A 16,949-nucleotide genomic window follows, 5' to 3' on the forward strand; every position below is an offset into this window, starting at 1 on the left:
CAGACTGATACAGGGGAGAGAGTTATGATCAATCGTCGTCAGGTTTTACAGATGAGCGCCGGACTGCTGGCTTCTTCTGCACTGCGAATCAACGCCGCGACGGATGCGGGCAAAACGGTCGACCTGCCACTGATTCAACGCCCCATTCCCAGCTCGGGAGAACTCCTGCCAGTGATGGGCATGGGTACATCGCGCACCTTTGATACTGCCGCAGACCCCGAGTCGCTGACGAACCTGTCAGAAGTGATGCAGTTGTTCTTTACCGGCAAGGGCAAGGTGATCGACTCCTCGCCCATGTATGGCAACGCTGAATCGCGTGTGGGCGATGTGTTGCGCGCAATGGAAAATCCACCCCCGCTGTTCGCCGCCACCAAGGTATGGACCTCCGGCAAGGAGCGCGGCATCGCGCAGATGGAGGAATCCGCAAGACGTATGGACGTCAGGGCATTTGACCTGATCTCGGTACACAACCTGAAGGACTGGCAGACGCAACTGGCGACACTCAAGCAGTGGAAGGAGGAAGGCAGGGTGCGCTATATCGGCGTCACCACCTCACACGGCCGCGATCACAGTGAACTGATGGACGTGATGCGCAGCGAACCACTGGATTTTGTACAGTTCAGTTACAACATCGAAGATCGCGAGGCGGAGAAGACACTGCTGCCACTGGCACAGGATCGCGGCATCGCCACGATGATCAACCGGCCATATCAACGCGGCGCCCTGTTCGGAAAGTCCCACGACAAGCCGCTGCCGGCGCTGGCCGCAGAGCTGGATTGCACCAGCTGGGGTCAGTTTTTCCTGAAGTATATTCTCGGCCACCCTGGCGTGACTGTGATTATTCCGGCAACCGCGTCACCCACTCATATGGCCGACAATATGGCCGCCAATTTTGGCCGTGTGCCGGACAAGGCTCAGCGGGGGGAGATGCTGCGGATCTTCGAGGCACTCTAGTATGAACAACCGCCCCGCTACTGGTAGTCGGCTGCAAAGACTACTGGCGAAAGCCTGCGAAATACACCCCGAGGAAACGCGCACCACGCTGGTTTCTTTCCTGTTGGTATTTTTGCTGATGGGTTCATATTACATTCTGCGCCCGGTGCGCGACGCGCTGGCCAGCAACTGGACCGATGCTGAAGTCAGCTGGCTGTGGACCATCACATTTTTTATCAGCGCTATCGCGGTATCCGTGTATGGCGCAGCCATTTCCCGTATTCGCTTCCAGCGTCTGGTCCCCTCGGTGTATGGCCTGTTCGCCGTCAGCTTTATCCTGTTCTATTTCGGCGAACACGCGGTCGCTGACACCACGCTGTTGGATAAGGGATTCTATCTGTGGGTCAGCCTGTTCAGCCTGTTTCATATCTCCGTGTTCTGGAGTTTTATGGCAGACACTTTCTCCAAGGCACAGGCGACGCGGCTGTTCGCGTTTATCGGCGCCGGAGCGAGCGCCGGCGGCATCATCGGGCCGGCCACGGCATCACTGCTGGTGGGTGATCTAGGCACCGATGCGCTGTTGCTGATCGCCAGTGCGATGGTGGCGTTGACACTGCCATTGGTACACGCGATACAACGCCTGAAAATCACCGACCTGCACAATCAGGGCATCGCTCTGGAGACAGCGCAACTGGCCATCGGAGGCAATCCGCTGGCCGGCTTCGCAGAGTTTGCGCAGAGCCGCTACCTGCTCGGTATCGGCCTGTTTCTCTTCCTCTACACCGCGATCTCCGCATTCGTCTATTTCGAGTTGAAGAACCTGCTCGATATCTATGACGAGGAGGCCCGCACGCAAATCTGGGCCAACATGGATCTGGCCGTCAACAGCCTTACCATCCTGGTTGCCCTATTTGCTACTGGCCGCATCGCCAAACACATGGGCATTTCATTTACCCTGGCATCGGTACCCGTACTCATCGGGGCTGGCATGTTAATTCTGGCCGCGGCCCCCCTGGTAGGCGTGGTGGTGGCAGTGCAGATCATCCGCCGAGCCGGTAACTACGCTGTGTCGCGGCCCGCCCGAGAAATGCTGTTCACCGCGGTGGACAGGGAAACCCGCTTCAAAGCCAAGCCCGTTATTGACATCGTGATCTATCGCGGCGGCGATATGCTCAGCGCCTGGGCGTTTACCGCACTCACCCAGGGCCTCGGGTTGGGGCTGGCAGCCGTCGCACTGGTAGGTGCGGCTGTGGCAGCGGTATGGGCGCTTACCGGAGTCTATCTGGGACGGCAGTTCAATGCGATGAATCCGCCGGATGCTACGCCCGATGGAGTCCCTGAGTTGAATAGTTGAGCCGCAGGACAATCCTTTTCGCACAACTGCGTCATAGCGATACCCGCGACACCCGTAGGGTTTATACTCAGCTAACGCTTACATTCACCAGGGTGACATCATGGCAACTGCAGTTGAGTACAATCTGGGGCCCAATACCTTTCCGCGCGGCTGGTTCATCGTTGCGGAGAGTTCAGAGCTGGACAAGGGCCCTATGGCCGTGCGCTACTTCGGACAGGATCTCGCGCTGTATCGCGGCGAGAGCGGCAAACCTGTACTGTTAGATGCGTATTGCGCGCACATGGGCACCCACCTCACCGCCAGCACCAGCGCAATGATCGTCAAGAATGGCGAGCAAATAGAGGGCGACTCTATCCGCTGCCCCTACCACGGCTGGCGCTACAATTCCGCCGGTGAGGTAGACGACATCCCTTACCACGATGGGCCCTGCCCGAAATCGGCCTCTATCCGCTCATATCCCGTGGTGGATAACATGGGCTGCATAATGGCCTGGTACGACCCGGATGGCCGCGAGCCCGACTACGATGCCCCCTTCCTGCCAGAGTGGGACGATCCACAATGGGTGCGCTGGGAGCTCGATCACCTCGGCGAGCTTCCCGTACACTCCCAGGAAATTCTCGACAATATGGCCGATGTACGCCACCTCGGGCCCACGCATGGCGCGCCCAGCGAGTACTTCGAAAACGAATTTATCGACCACGTTATGGTGCAGCGCCAGGGTGGGCCGATGCAGCTCTACCAAACCTACCTTTACACCACGACCTGGTACACAGGGCCAGGCATTCTGCTGTCCAAGCAGGTCTTCGCCGACAATGTCATCTACGAGTTGATCGCTAATACGCCAGTCGACGATGGCATGACCAAGTGTTTCCACGGCTGTCTGGTCCGAGGCCGCTCGACACCGGCCAATGACGACGATCGCGAGGCTGCGAAGCAGGCACAGGCGGGTGCACTGGAGGCGTTCGGCGCAGATTTCAATGTGTGGGCCAACAAACGGCCTGCACTGAAAATCATGCAGCTGAAAACAGACGGGCCGTTCCGCACTGGGCGCCAGTGGTATTCACAGTTTTTTGCCACACCGGACGATGCCGTGAAAATTCAGGCAGAGCTGAATGGTGTCGTGCATACCGAGGGAATGCCGACACCGGCAGAGGCAAATCACGATATCGACGAGGGCTTGCCGTTTTAGCGCAGCTCTGCTTCGATGCCAGATAGCCGGGCACCACTCGGCCCGCCTCCCTCGAATTTGCAGGTCACGCTTAACGAAGGGGAGGCGGGCCGAGTGGCACCCTCTTTCACGCACAGTATCGACTTATTTGTCCACTGTCCTTTTTCCTGAAAAGCATCAAAATCTTCACTAATATGTGCGGTCTATAGCATTTGGTGCGCTGGACGGGATACCGCATGAAAAGACTACTCCTCCTACTGCTGGCAAACAGCCTGTTGACTGCCTGCGCCACCAGCCCTACCGGGCGCCCACAGTTGATGTTGATTTCACCCGAGGCGGCTGTGGTCGAATCAAAGAAGGCCTATCTCAGCACCGTGGGAGAGCTGGACAAGAACGACAAGCTCGTGAATGACCCTGTGCTCGCCAAACGAGTGGCGACGATTACCGGACGACTAGTGACAGTGGCCATTGAAAAATTTCCCTACACGGCGAAGTGGGAGTGGAGTGTCGCGATTGTCGATGAACCGGGCGTAGTAAATGCCTGGTGCATGGCAGGCGGACGCATGGCCGTGTACACGGGGTTATTCGACAAGATGCATCTCACCGACGCTGAGTTCGCACAGATCATGGGACACGAGATATCTCACGCGCTGGCCAACCATACAGCAGAGCAAATGTCGCGCGCGATGGCGACAACCATTGGGGTAGTCGCCGTCGGTGCCGTGTCGGAGCGACCTGCGCTGGCAATGGGTGGCGCGGCGCTGGCGGCAAAAATGGCACTCAGCTTACCCAATAGCCGAACGGCCGAGCGTGAGGCGGATCAAATGGGGATGGAACTGGCAGTACTGGCTGGCTACGACCCCGATGCGGCGGTATCACTGTGGGAGAAAATGGCGGCACAGGGCGGCGCAAGACCCGTCGAGTTTTTAAGTACCCACCCCGCTCCCGGCAATCGCGAGGCGGCGCTGGCAGCGATGATACCCGCGATGCGCTCTCTCAACCCGAACGGTAAACTGGCCCCTGTCCATGCCGTGCAGATACTGCAGTAGTAGTCACGCGGGAGATACCCTGTTGCCCAAAAACAACAAGCGCCAGATGGCTCAACTAGGCCGCTACTCAATGACGAAATGGCAGGCTACTGCGAAACGCCCGTTGAGAATCAGGCTGGCCCCAGCACCCATCTCGACGGTTGTTCTATTACTAGCTGTCACAGTGTTATCGGCGTGCAGCAACGAAAATGCGGGGTACTCCGAGCAGCCCTACCCGCGGCACAATGATTCGGAGCGACCTAATATTGTACTGTTTTTATTCGATGACGCAGGCTACTCCGATATGTCGGCGTTCGGCGGTGAGATACAGACACCGAATATTGAGCAAATCGTCGCAGAGGGTATGACCGTAAGGCGTTTCTATACCACAGCCAGATGCAGCCCCACCCGCGCGGGAATATTGACCGGGCTGCACCCACATGATGTGGGTATGGCGGACCTGGCCGGGAAAAAGTTCAAAACAGAGTTCAGCGCCTATCAGGGCCGCCTGCCCAGGGCGATACCCATGATCAGTGAACTACTGCAAGCAGCCGGCTATAGAACGTATATGCAGGGCAAGTGGCACCTGGGAGAAGTGAACGGTTCTCATCTCGATGGCGAAACATCCGCGCCACCCAATCAGCGGGGCTTTGATCACTTCTTTGGTTTGCTGCGCGGACAGGCGGCTCCGTATCCAACCGCCTGGAAGCACCCCTATCAACACAATGACCAAGCGCTCACTGTGGGCGATGGCTGGTATTCGATTGTCGAGTTGAACCGAGCCACAATGAAACAACTCGATCGCCAGTTTCGCGAAGACCCTGACTCCCCCTTCTTTTTGTATATCCCGTCACAGGCACCACATAAACCGCTACAAGCGCCTGAACCATTGATAGAGAAATATCGAAAAGTCTATGCGCAGCCATTGCAAGACATTTGGAACCATCGTGTTCTGCATATGCGGGAGCTGGGCCTTTTCCCGCAAGAGGCTCCGGTAGAGTTTCCATTACTCACCGCCAAAAATAAGAAAGCGATTCGCGCAGGGGCTGCCACCAGAGCTGCGATGATAGAGACTGCAGATGCTGAACTGGGGAAGCTGATCCAGCTCCTCGAGGACAGTGACAGGCTGGACAATACCCTCATTCTGGTTGCATCGGACAATGGGGCGGCATCCGAGACAGGCCAGCTAACGAACGCCCCCTTTCGAGGCGCAAAGGGCAACCTGTATGAAGGCGGACTGCTTTCGCCACTCGTTGCCCGATGGCCCGCTGGAAACATCGCCGCAGGCACTCGAACTGATGCAATGACAACATACCTCGATATCATGCCAACGTTTTTGCAGGCAGCGGACGTTGCCTACCCTGAAACCGGAGCGCAGGGTACGCCTCTGCAGCCATTGAGCGGGCGCAACTTGCTCCCCCTGTTTCGCGGCGAAACATTGGCACCGCCCGAATTTTTCTATTGGAACCTCTACGGCCAGTTTGTCGTGTTACAGGAGGGCCGGTGGAAACTTATGGGGAACCCCAACTACAGCGAGGAAAGGGAACGGGCGCAGAAAAAGCCCTTTCTCGCGTTATACGATCTTCTAGCCGACCCCGCAGAAACACAGAATCTGGCAGTCGTGGAAAAAGCGAGGGCATCATTGTTGCTGACTCAATACCAGAGGTGGGCAAAAGAGCATGGCGCTGTTCCCTTTTATCAGGTACTGGACGCCTACAGAATCAACCGTGGCAGCAAGGCATCAAAGGTGAAAAAAGATTAGAGGCTCTGCGGGTGTCCATTATCGAGCACGGGAAGATCGCAATCAGACAGCTCGTTAGCTCGCGCTCTTTAACAGACGCTCAATTTTCCCTCCCGTCAATTATCGCCTGACGCTCGCGCTCGTAGTCTTCATAGGATTGGTCATAGTTTTTCATACACTCTTCAAAGCGTACCTGAGGCAGCTTGCTGCATTCCAACTGCTGATTGTGCTGCACGCTGTTGTATACCTGTTCGTGTGTGCACGCGACGAGCGCGAGGAGAAGCACGACAATGGCGGGTAATTTCATTTGCGGTGACTCCTAGAAAGCGGGGATATCTGTCTGCGTACGCCCGAGAATTAGCGCGTGAATATCGTGCGTACCCTCATAGGTGTTTACCACTTCCAGGTTCACCATATGGCGCATCACCGGGTACTCGTCAGAAATACCGTTGCCGCCGAGCATATCCCTGGCCTGGCGGGCAATGGCCAGCGCCTTGCCGCAGGAATTGCGCTTGATCAGCGAGATCAGTTCCGGCGCAATACCTTCACTATCAAGCAACTGTCCGGCGCGGTAACAACCCTGCAGGCCGAGACTAATTTCGGTCTGCATGTCCGCCAGTTTCAATTGCACCAGTTGATTGGCCGCCAGCGGACGACCGAACTGAGTGCGCTCCAGCGTGTAATCGCGCGCCGCATGCCAGCAGGTTTCGGCGGCGCCCAGCGCGCCCCAGGCAATGCCGTAGCGGGCGTTGTTCAAACAGCCGAACGGACCTTTGAGACCTTCAACATCCGGCAGTAGATGCGCATCGGATACACGCACGTTATCCATCACAATCTCGCCGGTCACCGAGGTTCGCAGCGCCAGCTTGCCGTCGATTTTCGGCGTGCTGAGGCCGGCCATACCCCTTTCCAGAATAAACCCGCGAATCTTGCCATCGTCAGTTTTTGCCCACACCACAAACACATCCGCAATAGGGCTGTTGGTGATCCACATCTTGGCGCCGCTGAGTTCGTAACCGCCGTCGACACGCCTGGCCCTTGTCACCATGCTGCCAGGGTCGGAGCCATGATCCGGCTCGGTCAGGCCGAAACAGCCGATCCATTCGCCGCTGGCAAGTTTGGGCAGGTATTTTTCGCGCTGGCTCTCTGTGCCGTAGGCATAGATGGGGTACATCACCAGTGAGGACTGCACGCTCATCATCGAGCGGTAACCTGAATCGACCCGTTCGACCTCGCGCGCAATGAGGCCGTAGGACACATAGTCCACCCCCGGGCAGCCATAGCCATCGATGGTGGCACCCAGCAGACCCAGTTCACCCATTTCGCGAAAGATATTCACATTGGTCTGTTCGCTGCGAAACGACTCACGTACCTGGGGCAGGAGATTGTCCTGTGCGTACTGCCGTGCGGTATCGCGCACCATACGCTGCTCGCCTGTCAGTTGCTGCTCTAACCCGAACGGGTCCTGCCAGTTCAGTTGCTGCCAATTGCTGCGCTTTGCCATGACTCAATATCCCGGTGTGGCCTGCCCCAAAGTCAGGAGCGGCTTGCTCGCATGTAAAGAAATTCCAGCGCCAGAGAGGCACCAGCCAACGCTGTCAGTTGTGACTGGTCGTAAGCGGGAGACACTTCCACGACATCAAAACCGACGATGTTCAAATCCGCCAGACCGCGCAGTATGCGCAGCGCCCGCGAAGTACTCAGGCCGCCCACCACCGGGGTGCCGGTACCCGGTGCAAATGCCGGGTCGAGGCAGTCAATGTCAAACGTCAGGTAAGCGGGCGTATCACCCACCCGCTCGCGAATAGCGTCAATCGTCTCCTGCACAACCGCCTCGTTGGCCTGGTCAGCATTGATCACCTGAAACTCATGATCTTCACGATCATATTCTGTGCGAATTCCGATCTGTACAGATCGAGCGGCATCGATCAGCCCCTCTTTGGGTGCGCGGTAGAACATGCTGCCATGATCGTACTTCTCGTGTTGTGCATAGGTGTCGGTATGTGCGTCGAAGTGAATCAGCGCCAACTTGCCATGCGTGGCAACGTGACCGCGCAACAGTGGCAGGGTCACAAAGTGGTCTCCCCCCAGGCTGATGAGTGTCTTGCCTGCCGCGGTGATTCGCGTGGCGTGAGCCTCCACCTGTGCCAGCATATCGTCGCTGTCGCCGGAGGCAAACTGCACATCGCCGTAATCGATGGCCTGCAGGTGCTCATTGAGAGTGAATCCCCAGGGCCAGCGCTGCTCTTCCCAGCGCAAATTAGCGCTGGCCTGCCGGATGCCATTGGGCCCGCTGCGTGCTCCGGCGCGACCGCTGGTGCCCAGATCATAGGGGATACCCATCACCACCGCATCAAGGCCAGCACTGTCCAGATCCCGGCTGAGTGGCAGCCCCATGTAGGAGAATATATTGGCGTATGTCGAGTCATCTGCCAGTTTCACCGTTTTGTCCGGCTCTTTGCTCACCCGTCCCTCCTGTTCTCTCAGTTAAAGTACATACACTACGGCAATGACACTTTAGGCGGAATCTCAATGCAGCGCTAATATGCCACAATATGGGTCAGCCCGGTGCTGATAAACACTCCATCGCCCAGCAGCAACAATGGCCCGGTTCCGGAGTGGCACTGCGAAAAACAGTACGGAGAAACGATGTATGGACCAAACGCTTAGCACCAGTGAGTTGCGCCAGTTGGACAAGGCGCACTATCTGCATCCCTTCACCAATCTGCGCCAGCACAGCCAGGACGGCGGACGCATCTTCTCCCATGCCGAGCACGTCTACATCTATGACAGCGACGACAATAAAATGCTCGATGGGATGTCGGGGTTATGGTGCTGCAACCTCGGTTACAGCCAGAGCAGTATCAAGGACGCTATCTACACGCAATTGAAGGACATGCCCTACTACAACAACTTTTTCCAGTGTGCCAATGAGTCCGCGGTAAAGCTGGCGCGCGCTCTGGTGGAGGTGACTCCCGCCCAGTTTAACCACGTATTCTTCACCAATTCCGGCTCCGAGGCTAACGACACTAACCTGCGTCTGGTGCACCGCTATTATAACCTGCTGGGCAAACCCGAGAAAAACCTCATCATCAGCCGGCGGAACGCCTATCACGGCTCCACCATCGCCGCCGCGTCGCTGGGCGGGATGGATGCGATGCATCAGCAGACCCGTGGCCTGGACTACATCCATCACATCAGCCAGCCGCATTGGTTTGAGGAGAGCGCCGACGAAACACCGCAGGAATACGGCATCCGGGTTGCGCGCGAGCTGGAACAGAAAATCGAGGCGTTGGGAGAAGATCGGGTAGCAGCCTTTATCGCCGAGCCGGTGCAGGGTGCCGGTGGCGTCATCATACCGCCCGACAGCTACTGGCCCGAGATCAAACGTATCCTGCGCGAGCGCGACATCTTGCTAATTATGGATGAAGTGATTTGCGGCTTTGGTCGCACCGGCCAGTGGTTCGGTTGCCAGACCTTTGATCTGGAGCCAGACCTGATGACCTTTGCCAAAGCAGTGACCAACGGCTACCAGCCACTGGGCGGCGTGATGGTAGGTGACAAGGTCGCCGACGTGTTACTGAGCCAGGACGGTGAATTCGCGCACGGCCTGACCTACTCGGGACACCCTGCGGCGTGCGCGGCAGGGCTGGCGACACTGGATGTACTGCGCAAGAAAAAAATCGTCGAGTCGACCGCCGACACGCTCGCCCCGTATTTTCAGGAGCGACTGCGCAGCCTGAGCGACCACCCCATCGTGGGAGAGGTGCGCGGCCTCGGAATGCTCGGGGCAGTAGAACTGGTGCGCGACAAACACTCGCGTGAGCGATTGGCACCCGAGGCGGAAGCCGCCGTGTATTGCCGAAACCAGGCCAATAGCGCCGGCCTGATGGTGCGCCAGACCGGCAATGCGATGATCACCGCACCGCCGCTGATCTGCAATCGCAGGGAGATCGATAATCTGGTAACCATGCTGGCCGAGGCACTGGACCGCACAGCGCAGCACTACGGCATCCGGTGAACACAGCCTCGATTGCAGCCGGTATCAACGCGCCGGTGGCTGCCGGCCCATTCTTGCCAGTCGATAGTAGCGCACTGTAGATTGACGAGACAGCAAAGGGCATTTCCATCACGGTGCAAATTTGTGCCGCGTTTTATTGGCTATCGCAACCAGTGACAGCATCACCGGCACCTCCACCAACACCCCCACTACCGTGGCCAGTGCCGCACCCGAGTTCAAACCGAAGAGGCTGATGGCCACCGCCACTGCCAGTTCAAAGAAATTGGACGTACCAATCAATGCGGCCGGTGCTGCCGTGCCAAAAGGCACCCGCCACAAATACCCCCAGGCATAGGTGATAATAAAGATGCCGTAGCTCTGAATCAGCAGCGGAATGGCGATCAGCATAATCACCAGTGGTTTATCAATGATGGTCTGGGCCTGAAACCCGAACAGCAGGATGACGGTCGCCAACAAGCCGAGCACAGAGACCGGCTTTATTTTTGCAGTGAAGCTGGCTATCCGTTCGTCGTTACCGCCGTTCACCAGAACACTTCGCGTGGCATAACCGGCCGCCAGCGGAACAATCACGTAGAGGATGACAGACAACAGCAGCGTCTCCCACGGTACTACGATGTCGGTAATACCCAGCAGGAAGGCGGCAATCGGCGCAAAGGCGAACACCATGATGATGTCGTTCAGGGAGACCTGTACCAGCGTGTAGTTGGCGTCGCCGCGCACCAGCTGGCTCCAGACAAAGACCATGGCTGTACACGGTGCTACGCCCAGCAGAATCATGCCGGCGATGTATTCTTTTGCCGTCTGCGGGTCGACCAGATCGGCAAAGATATATTCGAAGAACAGGATGCCCAGTGCCGCCATCGTAAACGGCTTCACCAGCCAGTTTATAACCAGCGTGATGCACAATCCCTTGGGCTTCTTACCCACATCTTTTAGTGAGGCAAAATCAACATTGACCATCATCGGGTAGATCATCACCCAGATAAACAACGCCACGACAAAATTGACGCTGGCGTACTCAAAACCCGCTATCGTCCTGAAAGACGCGGGGAAGGCCACACCGAGGCCAACGCCCGCTGCTATACACAGCGCCACCCACAGCGACAGGTAGCGCTCGAACAACCCCATAGGTGACGAAGATGACTGCATTAACAGCAGTGTCCGGTAGCGGCTTTTGCGGCTGGGGCTGTTGACGCTTCGTCGCTGGCTTCGGGCGCGCAACAGGCATTCTCGGCGGGCTCATCAGCAGCTCCAAAAAAACGTGCTTCCCCCATCGTTTTATACGCCTCCCAGGCAATACCTGAGGGGTCTTCCACCCAGGACTTGTCAGAGCGTGCGTAGCAACAGACAGTTTCGCCTTCGTCAAACAGGGACAGGTCGGCGCTTTTCAAGCGCTCGCGCAGTTCGTCGAGCTCGCTGTCCTGTTCAACCTGTATGCCGAGGTGGTTGACGCCTTTTTGTTCAACACGGGTAGAGATGGCAAAGTTCAGGCAGGGGTCATCGAGCATCCATTTAGCATAATCCGTTTCTGTCTTGGACGGCTGTGCGCCGAACAATGCGCTGTAAAACTTTATCGACTGATCAAGGTGCTCGACGCCGACGTGAATATGCATGCGTTTCATACGTGTGTCTCCTGTTGCTTCTTCGGATCACAGCAATCGGCCAGCTCGATAATGGAGCAACCACTGCCCTGTTCCTGATGAATACTCGCAAATTCTTCGCTACAGCAATCTTTCACCATGAAGTTAATCAGGGCGTGAATCGCTTCGTAGTTTGCAAAGTAAATGATGGACCTGCCCTGACGCCGGGATTCAACAATCCCGGCGTTAGAGAGGTGGTTGAGGTGGAACGACAGTGTGTTGTGCGGCGTACCCAGCCTGTCACTGAGGTCGCCCGCTGGCAAACCGCTCTGGCCGGCCTGCACCAGTAAACGGAACGCCCGCAATCGGGTTTCCTGCGACAGGGCATCGAACAACGGGACTGCATCGTTTATATCCATATGTCCAGAATAGTCGACATATTGGATTGCGTCAACACCCCACAAGAAATAAGGCAGACGAAACTCCCGGGACATTCTCCCTCTGGCGCCGGGCACTGGGTTAAATAACTGGACCAATTGGCAGCGTTAACCCCATCAGGCATGAACCGACGAGAGCATGCTGTGTAGTCTGTATTCCAAGCCCGTACAATCTCACGAGCGTCGCAGGCAGCGTACAGCAGTGGTTGAGAAAATCCCGACCCAGTCGGCACGCGCCTATCACTAATTGGCCTTTCATAATTAAGAGGAATTCAGCATGAGCGAGCGCCAGGTACTGAACAAATCCAATCTGGGCATTCAGGACGGCCTGCCCCTGCAGGCGAGCGAGGGCGGCATAGAGGAGTTGCGCAAGGATATTCAGCGCCTGATGGACATAGAGGCTATCAAGCAGCTGAAACATGCCTACTTCCGGTGCGTGGACACCGCCAACCTGGAAGAGTTGGGCACCCTGTTTCACGAGGATGTCACCGTGCATTTTCGCGGCGGTAACTACGAATGGAATTTGCAGGGCAGAGAGGAGTACGTCAATGGCATCGGCCAGTCGTTCAGTAGAGAGGCCGTAGGGCAGCACAACGCACACCATCCAGAAATTCAGGTATTAAGCGATACCGAGGCCACAGCCATTTGGTATCTCGCGGACAATATGTGGATTCTCAATCACAATGCCAAAACCCACGGGACTGCGCTCTACTGGGACCGCTACCTCAAGGTGGATGGCAAGTGGCTGATCAAGGAAACTAACTACGAGCGTATTTACGAAATCAATGAAACACTGGAGACACGTCCCAACCTGAGCTCACACTACCTGGGCGTGCACGGCACTGAGCCACAATTCTAGCGCGAGCCTGTTCTCAACCCAGAGACTGCAGGTACTCCTGCAGTTTCTCGTCTGATTCCTCGCCAAACAGGATATCGCAGGCCTCGCGTAATCCTGGCGCGCAGGCGATATCTTCCTTGCGTATAACAAGGTCGATTTTAGAGCGACGGCGCATGAAGTCTTCGAGTTTGACGATCATCTCCCGGCGAGCGGCCAGTTCGATTTCACAGCGCGTGTACTCGGCATTCTCGATCAGCAGGCGGGCGCAGCTCTCATCCTCGCGAATGCGCTCCAGCAAACCAAACGCACTCTCGCCATAGCGACGCCAGAATCGTTCTGACAGTGGCTCGGGCGACGATGGATCTGTCAGGGCATCCAGCCCCATTAACCGCGCCTGCAACATGAATTCCTCACGCAGTTGTGCACCCGGCTCGCCGTACCAGCGGCTTTTCATATGCGGCACAGCGATACCCAGTCGTACTATCCACTGCGCGATTTCGTCACCCACATTCAGACAGTCAGTGAGCTTGCCGCCGAAAATACTGAGGTGCTGTCGCGCCTCATCGACCTCGATCACATGCTTGCGCGATAGCTGCACCCAGTCGGCCTCTCCCCCCTGCCCCTTGATTGCCAGCGGTCGCACGCCCACGCGTTCGGCAATAATGCTTTCCCGGGTGAGTGGCGGGTCCATATCCAGCAGTGCGTTAGCATTGGCCAATATAAAATCGCGATCTTCGTCAGTCACCTCCACAACCGGTGATTGCACCTGCGTATCAGTTGTGCCGATACAAGTTTTAGGGCCCATCGGTATCAGGAAGAACAAGCGCCCGTCACTGGCAAAAAAGGTCAGTACGCGCTTGTTGTCGGTGATCTGGTCCACGATGAGGTGAACACCCTTGGAAAAGAGGTGGTGGTATTCCGTCTGCTCGCCGGCCACCTCGTTCTGCGCATCGACCCAAGGGCCGCAGGCGTTGATGATCGCCTTCGAACGAATTTCTATCCTCTCTCCACTGATGACATCACGCGCGCTGGTGATCCACTGGCCCTGCTCCCGCACCGTATCGGTGGATTCGACATAGTTGGCCGCAATACAGCCAAAATTCAGGCTCTTGCGAATAAATCCAAAGACAAACCGCGCGTCGTTGTCATACAGATAGCAGTCTGAATATTCCAGACCTCCCGCCGCCTCGCTGGTGTTCACAATCGGCTCTGCATTCTCAATCACGGAGGCGCCAAAAAAGCGCGGTGCGCGTGTTACGAAGCGGCCCATGATCCAATAGAGAATACTGCCCAGGTACACAAAGAACGGCGGGAAGCGGAAGCCGCGTGCAATGGTGGTCAAAAACCGGATCTCTTTCACCGTGGATGGATACGCACGCATCAACCGGTTACGGGATTTACACAGTTTATTGACGAGCAGGAATTCCAGGCTCTCGAGGTATTTGATGCCCCCCCACGCGAGATTGGAGGAATTGGAGCTGACACCACCGGCGAAATCCCCGCGATCAATCAGGGCGACTCGGACACCACGCCCCGCCAGCGAGGCAGCTGCGACGGCGCCATTGATGCCACCGCCGACAATCAGCACATCAAACGACTGATCAGACAGTTTTTTCAGGTTGCTGTTGCGCAGTGTGGCAGTCATATCACAATTTCCAAAAGCGCTGGCAGAGCGCGACAAAGTTCGTGCCACTATCACTTAGGGTGCTGCGGGCGCGATAGTAGATTCCTACCTGTTTGTCGATCCGCCCAAAAGACACGTCATCCATGATACGAAAATCTGCGCAACTCGGATGCTCCTCGAGCAATTTTCTGTCGATAAAGGTAACACCCATCCCCTGCGCGACCATATGGATACGCAGTGAGAGGCTGCTGACTTCCCAAACACTGCTGAACTGATCCCGCAGCCGCTGGATCGAGGGGCGCATATCCGGGTTATCGAGGGCGGATGCGATCAGCGGTGTTAGCTTGAGCGCGCGCTCATCGCCGTTGATCATATCCTCGTAGCGCGCATGCCTGGGGCTTACCACGAGGTGACGCGAATCCCGGTAGAGCGGCACGGTATGAAAAGGAGCCATGTCCTTCTGAAATGGCCCAAGGCCCAGTTCCGCGTTGCCTGAAAGCACTGCAGAGATGATACTGCGCGACGGCATCTCGGCTACTTTCATTGTTGTGCGTGGGTTTTCCTGATAGTAAGCGCTTATTAACTCTGGTGCATAAAAGCGATTCAGCGAAGCGCTGAGTGCCAGGCTCAGCGTCTCGGTTTTGCCCTGCTTCAGTTGCAGTATGTCCTCCAGTGTCTGCTGCTCGTCGCGCAGCACATCCACCGCGTGCTCAAACAAACGCTTGCCGACATCAGTAAGCCGCAGCTCCTTGCCACGCTGCACCAGCGGGGCCTCCAGCTTGAATTCGAGCCCGGCAACAGCCTGGCTGACGGCAGACTGGCTGATATGCAATGCCTCCGCCGCGCGCTTAAAACCCCCTTCTTCTATCACGGCACGAAAGGCCCGCAGCTCACTGTTCTCCAAGCGCATATCAGTTCTCCTAATACAGTGATAAGTATAATTAACTCAACTGATTGCAGCCCGCCCCCTATAATGTGAAAAAGTACCACTTTCGAGCACAGACCGAGTAACGATTATGTCTACACAAGAACCCATTTTTTCCACTGACCTGGCTGGCATCACCGTTGGCGAGACGGCGATCTCGGACGTTCAAGGCGAAGTCGGCCTTCTCAGCTACCGCGGCATCGATATCAACGAGCTGGTCGAGGGACCCTTCCTGCACGTGATGTGGTTGGTGCTGTTTGGCGAAATGCCCGATGCACAACAGCAGAGCCGCCTGAAAACCTTTATGTGTCGGCACAGCAAGCTGAGCCACGCGGAGATCGATCTGCTGAAACACATTCCACGGGATCTTCACCCCATGCTGATGCTACAGGGGCTGGTGCCGCTGCTGACACTCCCCGAAGAGTTGCGGCTGGACGTTGAGCCCGATGCGGAATACGGTCTGTTTCTGGCCGCCAAAATCTCAGCACTGGTGGCCGCGCACTATCGCCTCTCGCAGAACAAAGTCATCCTGGCGCCCGAACCGGGCAAGCGCTTCCACGAAAATTTCCTGACCATGTTCAGCGGCACGCCCCCGACCGAGGAACAGCGGCGCATGCTCGACGCCGCGCAAATCCTGCAGATGGAGCACAGTTTCAATTGCGGCACCTTCGCCGGTCGCGTCTGCGCCAGCACTCTGGCACCGATACAATCGAGCATCTCCGCATCGATCGGCACGCTATTTGGCAAACTCCACGGCGGTGCAGATCAGGCAGCTCTGGAAATGGCGATGGAAATCGGCAGCCCCGATAAGGCCGAGGCCTATGTCACCAATGCGCTGGCCAACAAAGAAAAGATTATGGGCATGGGCCACCGCGAATACCGCACTGTAGATCCGCGCGCCAAGATCCTCAAGCCCATGGCAGTGGAACTGTGCCAGGATGCCGACAGCAAAAATCTGCTGGCGACACTGGTGGCGGTAGAGGAAGCCTGCCAGCGCGCATTTGCGGAAAAAGACAGGGAAATCTGGGCCAATGTAGAGTTCTACAAGGGCGCGGTATTTCACAGCCTGGGTATTCCGACGCACTTCTTTACCGCGATGTTTGCCATGTCGCGCGTGTACGGTTACATCGCGCACTTCCTGGAATTCCGTCGCGACAGCCGCCTGATACGTCCGCGCGCGCGCTACGTCGGCCCCCCCGTCGGCAGCCATAAAAAATCTGCCGCCTGATTTTAGGCGCTCAACACTCTAGCTCAACCACCCTCAGCCTGCAGCGCTGAGGGCATGCACAGCGCAGTTATT

General features: G+C 56.9%; 16 protein-coding genes. 8 read left to right on the forward strand and 8 right to left on the reverse strand.

Annotated features, from left to right (window positions below; translation table 11 throughout):
• Positions 1-24: 24 nt before the first annotated feature.
• From AC0L6S_RS15690 to AC0L6S_RS15710, 5 genes are all read left to right on the forward strand, one after another.
• Positions 25-954 (forward strand): aldo/keto reductase, encoded by a 930-nt coding sequence (locus tag AC0L6S_RS15690; protein WP_473425047.1) that lies wholly within the window; start codon positions 25-27, stop codon positions 952-954.
• Position 955: 1 nt separating this feature from the next.
• Complete coding sequence (locus tag AC0L6S_RS15695; RefSeq protein WP_473425048.1) at positions 956-2,287, forward strand: NTP/NDP exchange transporter; 1,332 nt, start codon at positions 956-958, stop codon at positions 2,285-2,287.
• A gap of 100 nt (positions 2,288-2,387) precedes the next feature.
• Positions 2,388-3,476, forward strand: a complete 1,089-nt coding sequence (locus tag AC0L6S_RS15700) for a Rieske 2Fe-2S domain-containing protein (protein WP_473425049.1) — start codon at positions 2,388-2,390, stop codon at positions 3,474-3,476.
• Positions 3,477-3,691: 215 nt separating this feature from the next.
• Positions 3,692-4,504 carry a M48 family metallopeptidase gene (locus AC0L6S_RS15705; protein ID WP_473425050.1) on the forward strand — a complete coding sequence of 271 codons (813 nt, stop codon included), beginning with the start codon at positions 3,692-3,694 and terminating at the stop codon, positions 4,502-4,504.
• 22 nt (positions 4,505-4,526) lie between these two features.
• Positions 4,527-6,245: a sulfatase-like hydrolase/transferase gene (locus AC0L6S_RS15710; RefSeq protein WP_473425051.1), complete on the forward strand. Its 1,719-nt coding sequence runs from the start codon at positions 4,527-4,529 to the stop codon at positions 6,243-6,245.
• 79 nt (positions 6,246-6,324) lie between these two features.
• On the opposite strand, the gene AC0L6S_RS15715 is transcribed toward AC0L6S_RS15710, so the two are convergent.
• From AC0L6S_RS15715 to speB, 3 genes are read right to left on the reverse strand one after another with little or no spacing between them, the layout of a single operon-like run.
• Complete coding sequence (locus AC0L6S_RS15715; protein WP_473425052.1) at positions 6,325-6,531, reverse strand: hypothetical protein; 207 nt, start codon at positions 6,529-6,531, stop codon at positions 6,325-6,327.
• A gap of 12 nt (positions 6,532-6,543) precedes the next feature.
• The gene (locus tag AC0L6S_RS15720; RefSeq protein ID WP_473425053.1) at positions 6,544-7,728 is read right to left on the reverse strand and encodes an acyl-CoA dehydrogenase; all 1,185 of its coding nucleotides are present in this window, start codon (positions 7,726-7,728) and stop codon (positions 6,544-6,546) included.
• 32 nt (positions 7,729-7,760) lie between these two features.
• Positions 7,761-8,690 carry an agmatinase gene (gene speB, locus AC0L6S_RS15725; RefSeq protein ID WP_473425054.1) on the reverse strand — a complete coding sequence of 310 codons (930 nt, stop codon included), beginning with the start codon at positions 8,688-8,690 and terminating at the stop codon, positions 7,761-7,763.
• A gap of 187 nt (positions 8,691-8,877) precedes the next feature.
• On the opposite strand from speB, the gene AC0L6S_RS15730 reads away from it, so the two are divergent.
• Complete coding sequence (locus tag AC0L6S_RS15730) at positions 8,878-10,245, forward strand: aminotransferase (protein WP_473425055.1); 1,368 nt, start codon at positions 8,878-8,880, stop codon at positions 10,243-10,245.
• Positions 10,246-10,353: 108 nt separating this feature from the next.
• On the opposite strand, the gene arsB is transcribed toward AC0L6S_RS15730, so the two are convergent.
• Genes arsB through AC0L6S_RS15745 form a run of 3 tightly spaced genes read right to left on the reverse strand, consistent with a single transcriptional unit; the run spans position 10,354 to position 12,319 of the window.
• Entirely contained in the window at positions 10,354-11,373 is a 1,020-nt protein-coding gene (gene arsB / locus AC0L6S_RS15735; protein WP_473428622.1) for an ACR3 family arsenite efflux transporter, read from the reverse strand.
• 20 nt (positions 11,374-11,393) lie between these two features.
• Complete coding sequence (locus AC0L6S_RS15740) at positions 11,394-11,867, reverse strand: ArsI/CadI family heavy metal resistance metalloenzyme (protein ID WP_473425056.1); 474 nt, start codon at positions 11,865-11,867, stop codon at positions 11,394-11,396.
• On the reverse strand, positions 11,864-12,319 hold the full coding sequence (locus tag AC0L6S_RS15745; protein WP_473425057.1) for an ArsR/SmtB family transcription factor: 456 nt from the start codon (positions 12,317-12,319) through the stop codon (positions 11,864-11,866). The genes AC0L6S_RS15740 and AC0L6S_RS15745 overlap by 4 nt, the downstream gene beginning before the upstream one ends.
• Positions 12,320-12,539: 220 nt before the next feature.
• Between AC0L6S_RS15745 and AC0L6S_RS15750 the strand changes: the two genes are divergently transcribed.
• Complete coding sequence (locus tag AC0L6S_RS15750) at positions 12,540-13,121, forward strand: nuclear transport factor 2 family protein (protein ID WP_473425058.1); 582 nt, start codon at positions 12,540-12,542, stop codon at positions 13,119-13,121.
• Positions 13,122-13,134: 13 nt separating this feature from the next.
• Here the strand turns inward: AC0L6S_RS15750 and AC0L6S_RS15755 are convergent, their stop codons facing one another.
• Positions 13,135-14,745 (reverse strand): glycerol-3-phosphate dehydrogenase/oxidase, encoded by a 1,611-nt coding sequence (locus AC0L6S_RS15755; protein ID WP_473425059.1) that lies wholly within the window; start codon positions 14,743-14,745, stop codon positions 13,135-13,137.
• A gap of 1 nt (position 14,746) precedes the next feature.
• Positions 14,747-15,634 carry a LysR family transcriptional regulator gene (locus AC0L6S_RS15760; RefSeq protein ID WP_473425060.1) on the reverse strand — a complete coding sequence of 296 codons (888 nt, stop codon included), beginning with the start codon at positions 15,632-15,634 and terminating at the stop codon, positions 14,747-14,749.
• Between the two features lie 106 nt (positions 15,635-15,740).
• Here AC0L6S_RS15760 and AC0L6S_RS15765 point away from each other — a divergent pair, with 106 nt between their 5' ends.
• The gene (locus tag AC0L6S_RS15765; protein WP_473425061.1) at positions 15,741-16,877 is read left to right on the forward strand and encodes a citrate/2-methylcitrate synthase; all 1,137 of its coding nucleotides are present in this window, start codon (positions 15,741-15,743) and stop codon (positions 16,875-16,877) included.
• The last annotated feature ends 72 nt before the right edge of the window (positions 16,878-16,949 follow it).

The sequence above is a fragment of the Halioglobus sp. D3-4 genome (genome assembly GCF_055809315.1).

Coding starts and splice junctions, on each gene's coding strand:
- AC0L6S_RS15690 (WP_473425047.1), top strand. CDS start 25: ATGATCAATCGTCGTCAGGTTTTACAGATGAGCGCCGGACTGCTGGCT.
- AC0L6S_RS15695 (WP_473425048.1), top strand. CDS start 956: ATGAACAACCGCCCCGCTACTGGTAGTCGGCTGCAAAGACTACTGGCG.
- AC0L6S_RS15700 (WP_473425049.1), top strand. CDS start 2,388: ATGGCAACTGCAGTTGAGTACAATCTGGGGCCCAATACCTTTCCGCGC.
- AC0L6S_RS15705 (WP_473425050.1), top strand. CDS start 3,692: ATGAAAAGACTACTCCTCCTACTGCTGGCAAACAGCCTGTTGACTGCC.
- AC0L6S_RS15715 (WP_473425052.1), bottom strand. CDS start 6,531: ATGAAATTACCCGCCATTGTCGTGCTTCTCCTCGCGCTCGTCGCGTGC.
- AC0L6S_RS15720 (WP_473425053.1), bottom strand. CDS start 7,728: ATGGCAAAGCGCAGCAATTGGCAGCAACTGAACTGGCAGGACCCGTTC.
- AC0L6S_RS15730 (WP_473425055.1), top strand. CDS start 8,878: ATGGACCAAACGCTTAGCACCAGTGAGTTGCGCCAGTTGGACAAGGCG.
- arsB (WP_473428622.1), bottom strand. CDS start 11,373: ATGGGGTTGTTCGAGCGCTACCTGTCGCTGTGGGTGGCGCTGTGTATA.
- AC0L6S_RS15740 (WP_473425056.1), bottom strand. CDS start 11,867: ATGAAACGCATGCATATTCACGTCGGCGTCGAGCACCTTGATCAGTCG.
- AC0L6S_RS15745 (WP_473425057.1), bottom strand. CDS start 12,319: ATGTCCCGGGAGTTTCGTCTGCCTTATTTCTTGTGGGGTGTTGACGCA.
- AC0L6S_RS15750 (WP_473425058.1), top strand. CDS start 12,540: ATGAGCGAGCGCCAGGTACTGAACAAATCCAATCTGGGCATTCAGGAC.
- AC0L6S_RS15755 (WP_473425059.1), bottom strand. CDS start 14,745: ATGACTGCCACACTGCGCAACAGCAACCTGAAAAAACTGTCTGATCAG.
- AC0L6S_RS15760 (WP_473425060.1), bottom strand. CDS start 15,634: ATGCGCTTGGAGAACAGTGAGCTGCGGGCCTTTCGTGCCGTGATAGAA.
- AC0L6S_RS15765 (WP_473425061.1), top strand. CDS start 15,741: ATGTCTACACAAGAACCCATTTTTTCCACTGACCTGGCTGGCATCACC.